This window comes from Pararhodobacter sp., from assembly GCF_034676075.1.
Lineage (GTDB): Bacteria > Pseudomonadota > Alphaproteobacteria > Rhodobacterales > Rhodobacteraceae > Pararhodobacter.
On record NZ_JAUCCQ010000185.1, the window covers coordinates 1 to 5189 of the forward strand.

4 protein-coding genes are annotated in these 5189 nt (G+C 67.3%); 3 read left to right on the forward strand and 1 reads right to left on the reverse strand.

From position 1 onward, the window contains the following. The first annotated feature begins 157 nt into the window (after positions 1 to 157). The 3 genes from VDQ18_RS22670 to VDQ18_RS22680 all read left to right on the forward strand — a co-directional run bounded on the left by VDQ18_RS22670 (position 158) and on the right by VDQ18_RS22680 (position 4071). Positions 158 to 1315 carry a phosphoserine transaminase gene (locus VDQ18_RS22670; protein WP_323023127.1) on the forward strand — a complete coding sequence of 386 codons (1158 nt, stop codon included), beginning with the start codon at positions 158 to 160 and terminating at the stop codon, positions 1313 to 1315. A 99-nt stretch (positions 1316 to 1414) separates the two neighbouring features. After that, entirely contained in the window at positions 1415 to 3010 is a 1596-nt protein-coding gene (serA, locus tag VDQ18_RS22675) for a phosphoglycerate dehydrogenase (protein WP_323023128.1), read from the forward strand. Positions 3011 to 3468: 458 nt separating this feature from the next. Beyond that, a complete protein-coding gene (locus tag VDQ18_RS22680) occupies positions 3469 to 4071 on the forward strand; it encodes a dimethylsulfonioproprionate lyase family protein (protein WP_323023129.1) in 603 nt (200 codons plus the stop codon). A 3-nt stretch (positions 4072 to 4074) separates the two neighbouring features. Here the strand turns inward: VDQ18_RS22680 and VDQ18_RS22685 are convergent, their stop codons facing one another. Continuing rightward, a complete protein-coding gene (locus VDQ18_RS22685) occupies positions 4075 to 5031 on the reverse strand; it encodes a formylglycine-generating enzyme family protein (RefSeq protein WP_323023130.1) in 957 nt (318 codons plus the stop codon). Positions 5032 to 5189 lie beyond the last annotated feature (158 nt).

The following is a 5189-nucleotide window of genomic DNA, read 5'->3' on the forward strand; positions in this document are numbered from 1 at the left end:
CATGGGCGTGTTTCCGATGATGGACAGGCGGCGTCGCTTTCGCCGCTTCAAACGCCGCATTAGGCCAATAATCCCGCTTGCGCCAGTCAGGGCGCAGGAATATCAGCGACGGCGGGACACCCCTCCCCAACGAGGGGCGTTTATCTGGAAGGATACCATGACTGCTCTCGCTACCCCGGCCACGCGGCCGGCCAATCCGCGTTTCTCCTCGGGCCCCTGCGCCAAGATTCCCCATTTCTCACTGGACATGCTGGCCGATGCGCCGCTCGGTCGCTCGCACCGCGCCGCCGTGGGCAAGTCCAAGCTGGCCGAGGCCATCGACCTCACCCGTGAGATCCTGGGCGTGCCGGCCGATTACCGCATCGGCATCGTCCCCGGCTCGGACACCGGCGCCGTCGAGATGGCGCTCTGGTCGCTTCTGGGCGCCCGCCCGGTCGAGATGCTGGCCTGGGAAAGCTTCGGCGAAGGCTGGGTCACCGATGTGGTCAAGCAGCTGAAGATCGACGCCGTCGTGAAGAAGGCCCCCTATGGCCAGATCGTCGATTTCGCCAGTGTCGATTTCGCCAAGGACGTTGTCTTCACCTGGAACGGCACGACCTCGGGCGTGCGGGTGGCCAATGGTGACCTGATCCCGGCCGACCGTCAGGGCCTGACCATCTGCGACGCGACCTCGGCGGCGTTCGCCATGGACCTGCCCTGGGACAAGCTCGATGTCGTGACCTTCTCCTGGCAGAAAGTGCTGGGTGGTGAAGGCGCGCACGGGATGCTGATCCTCAGCCCCCGCGCGGTCGAGCGTCTGGAAAGCTACACCCCCGCCTGGCCGCTGCCGAAGATCTTCCGCATGACCAAGGGCGGCAAGCTGATCGAGGGCATCTTCAAGGGCGAGACGATCAACACGCCGTCGATGCTGGCGGTCGAGGATTACCTGGTGGCGCTGAAATGGGCGCAATCGCTGGGCGGGCAACCCGCGCTGATCGCCCGGGCCGAGGCCAATGCCAAGACCGTCTGGGACTTCTGCGCCCAGAAGCCCTGGCTCGCGAACCTGGCCGAGGACGCGGCCAATGCCTCGACCACTTCGGTCTGCCTGAAGTTCGTCGATGCCCGCATCACCGACGGCGCCGCCTTCGCCAAGGCCGTGGCCAAGCGGTTGGAGAAGGAAGGCGTGGCGCTGGACGTGGGCGCCTATCGCGATGCGCCCGCGGGTCTCAGGATCTGGTGCGGCTCGACGGTGGAAACTGCCGATGTCGCCGCGCTGATGCCCTGGATCGAATGGGCCTTCGAGGCCGAGATCGCCGCGCTGGCGCAAGCCGCCTGATCCCCGAGAACGGTGCGCAATGAATGCGCACCCTACCCCCATGCCCGTAGGGTGCGCATTCATTGCGCACCTTCCACGCCCCCTCTCAGGAGCCCCGATATGGCCCCCCGCGTTCTCGTTTCCGATGCCCTCTCCGAAACCGCCGTCCAGATCTTCCGCGACCGTGGGGTCGAGGTCGATTACATGCCCGCGCTGGGCAAGGACAAAGAAAAACTGCTCGAGATCATCGGCCAGTACGATGGCCTCGCCATCCGCTCGGCCACCAAGGTGACCGACAAGATCCTCGCCGCCGCGACCAACCTCAAGGTCATCGGCCGGGCCGGTATCGGGGTCGACAACGTCGATATCCCCGAGGCCTCGAAGAAGGGCATCATCGTGATGAACACGCCCTTCGGCAACTCGATCACCACGGCCGAGCACGCCATCGCCATGATGTTCGCCGTCGCCCGCCAGATCCCCGAGGCCAATGCCTCGACCCATGAGGGCAAGTGGGAAAAGTCGAAATTCATGGGCGTTGAACTCTTCAACAAGACGCTGGGCGTGATCGGTGCGGGCAATATCGGCGGCATCGTCTGCGACCGCGCCGTGGGCCTGAAGATGAAAGTGATCGCCTACGATCCCTTCCTGTCCGATGAGCGCGCCAAGCAACTGGGCGTCACCAAGGTGGAACTGGACGAGCTGCTGGCGCGGGCCGATTTCATCACGCTGCACGTGCCGATGACCGACAAGACCCGCAACATCCTGTCGCGTGAGAACCTCGCCAAGACCAAGAAGGGCGTGCGGATCATCAACTGCGCCCGCGGTGGCCTCATTGACGAGGACGCGCTGGTCGAGGCGTTGAACTCGGGCCATGTCGCCGGCGCCGCGCTCGATGTCTTCGCGGTCGAGCCCGCCAAGGAGAGCCCGCTCTTCAACCTGCCGAACGTGGTCTGCACGCCGCATCTCGGCGCCTCGACCACCGAGGCGCAGGAGAACGTCGCGCTGCAGGTGGCCGAGCAGATGGCCGATTACCTGCTGACCGGCGCCGTCTCGAACGCGCTGAACATGCCCTCGGTCACCGCCGAGGAAGCCGCGGTCATGGGCCCCTGGATCAAGCTGGCCGGCCATCTGGGCAATTTCGCCGGCCAGATGACCGACGAGCCGATCCGCGCCATCAACGTGCTTTACGATGGCGTCGTCTCGGACATGAACCTCAAGGCGCTGGATTGCGCAGTGATCGCCGGGATCCTGAAATCGGCCAACCCGGACGTGAACCTCGTCTCGGCGCCCATCGTCGCGAAGGAGCGGGGCATCAAGGTCTCGACCACCACGCAGGACAAGGCTGGCGCCTTCGACGGCTACATCAAGCTGACCATCGTCACCGACAAGCGTGAGCGCTCGCTGGCCGGGACCGTCTTCTCGGACGGCAAGCCGCGCTTCATCCAGATCAAGGGCATCAACATCGACGCCGAGATCGGCGAGCACATGCTTTACACGACCAACGAGGACGTGCCGGGGATCATCGGTCTGCTCGGCATGACCATGGGCAAGAACGGCGTCAACATCGCCAACTTCACCCTGGGCCGTTCGGCCGCGGGTCAGGACGCGATTGCGCTGCTGTACCTCGATCAGGCCATCGACCCGAAAGTGGTCGAGACGCTGGAATCGACGGGGATGTTCCAGCAGGTCCATCCGCTGAAGTTCGAAGTCGCCTGACTTCAGGAAAAGCCCCGCTCCGGCGGGGCTTTTTCATGGCGGTTGGTGGGGTGAAACCCCACCCTACGGGCGGACGGCGAAAGGCGGCCACTCAACACAAGCCGGGCAAGCGCCGGACCGTAGGATGGCGCTGCAACGCCGGTCAGCCTGCCCTTTATGGTCCGGCCCGCCTCTAAGCCGGGTTCGGAGCGGGCGGCAACCAAAGCGCCAGCCCGTGGGGACGGGCCGGCGCTTGCCCGGCGCCTTCGGCTTGATTCCGGGCAGGCAAGGAGCACCCGGCACGCGAACGGTCCGTCGCGATCTGCGCTCGCCTTTGCCCCACCCGTAGGGTGCGTGCTCGCACGCACCGCCTCACCCCACGACGAAATCCGCCGCCCGCCTGTCGCAATCCGGCGCGCCCCGCCCCCGATATGGGGTCACAAAACCCGCAACCTCCCCCGCTGCCCGGAGATCTTGCGATGCGCGATCCTGCCCTCGACCGCCTGCTCTTCGCCCTCGCCGATCTCTGGCGGGCCGAGCCCCGGCCCGAGGCCGAGGCCACCGCCCAGGCCCTGACCGCCACGCAGATCGCGACGCCCCTTCGCCCCGGCCCGCCCGGCCCCCATGACGCCGCGATCCGCGCGCTCCTCGCCGGCAAGGGCCCGCTGGCCGAGGCGACGCTGGCCCTCTTCGAGCGCCTGCCCTGGGGCACCAACCCGGTCGACGCCCAGGTCGGCCCCTATGCCGCCATCTTCGCCGTGGCCGAGCTGCTGGGCCCCGACGGCCCGATCCCGGCGCCCGACCTGCGGATGGGCTTCTTCTATCAGGCGCCCGGCACCTATTACCCGCTGCACAACCACGACGCCGACGAGACCTATGTGATCCTCGCTGGCTCCGCGGTCTGGACGGCTGGTGACGATACCCGGCTGCGCGGCGCGGGCGAGGTGATCCACCACCCCTCGCGCCTGCCGCATGCCTTCGCCGCCGGGCCCGAGGGGCTCTTGGCCGTCTGGCGCTGGAGCGGCGACATCAACACCCATTCCTACGGCTTCACCGAGGATCCGGCCCTGGGCGTGGCCTGAGCTTCAGCCCGCCAGCCGCATCCCCATATGCCCGGTCGAGCTGTCCGGCGTGTTATGGGTCCGCGAATGCACCTGATAGCGTTCGCAATAGCTGACGTGACACAGGTACGACCCGCCGCGGATCACATAGCCCGGCCCCTCGGCCGGTCCCTGGGGATCGCGCGGCGGCAGCTTGCCGTCAGCCTGGGGCAGGGGGCCGAACTTCGTCCCGGTCCATTCCCAGACATTGCCGGTCAGGTTGTGAAAGCCATAGGCATTGGGCGGGAAATGATCGGCCGGGCAGGTGCCGACGAACCCGTCGTCCGCGCTGTTCATTCGGGGAAACTCCCCCTGCCAGGTGTTGTGCCGGTGGCCCAAAGCCGGAACCAGATCGTTGCCCCAGGGAAAACGCGCGTGTTTCAAGCCGCCGCGCGCCGCGAATTCCCACTCGGCCTCGGTCGGCAGTCTGAGCCCCAGATACTCGGCCATGGCCTGCGCATCGTACCAGCTCAGATGCACGGCCGGATGGTCGGCCTTGTCGCGCCAGTCGGACCCGGGCCCCTCCGGCGCGGCCCAGCTCGCGCCGCCCACCGCCCGCCACCAGGGGGTCTGCGGCGGGTGTTCGACATAGCCCAGCGGATCCGCCAGAAACAGGTGAAAGACAAAGGACCAGCCCTCGCGTTCCGCCACTGTCCTGTACCCCGATTCTTTGGCGAAAGCGGCCCATTGCCGGTTGGTCACCGCGGTCCGCCCCAGCCGGAAGGGCGAGACGAAGACCCGCCGCCGCGGGCTGTCCAGATCGTCGGGGTATCGGCCCTTGGCCGCGCCCATGTCGAAGAACCCGCCCTTCAGCGCGATCAGTCCAGCCTCGACCTCGGCCCGCAGCGCTTCGGACGCGCGCCTGGCCAGCGCCGGGGTCGTCAGCGCCTCGGGCAGGGTCAGCCCGGACCCGGCCGGGGCGCAACAGGATTTGCCGTCCATCCATCCCTCCATCCTGTCCCTGTCCTGCACCCGAGCGGGTCAAAAGGCAACGGGCGGCCCCGAAGGAACCGCCCGCGCCACAGGTCCGGATGGGGAGGGGTTTACCACCCGAACAGGAGGGTGAGGCCGGATTGTCCGCCGGTCTGGGTGACGGCGGC

Bases quoted from the DNA above. Each gene is read 5' to 3' on its own strand.
- VDQ18_RS22685 (WP_323023130.1), bottom strand. From the start codon at position 5,031: ATGGACGGCAAATCCTGTTGCGCCCCGGCCGGGTCCGGGCTGACCCTG.
- VDQ18_RS22670 (WP_323023127.1), top strand. From the start codon at position 158: ATGACTGCTCTCGCTACCCCGGCCACGCGGCCGGCCAATCCGCGTTTC.
- serA (WP_323023128.1), top strand. From the start codon at position 1,415: ATGGCCCCCCGCGTTCTCGTTTCCGATGCCCTCTCCGAAACCGCCGTC.
- VDQ18_RS22680 (WP_323023129.1), top strand. From the start codon at position 3,469: ATGCGCGATCCTGCCCTCGACCGCCTGCTCTTCGCCCTCGCCGATCTC.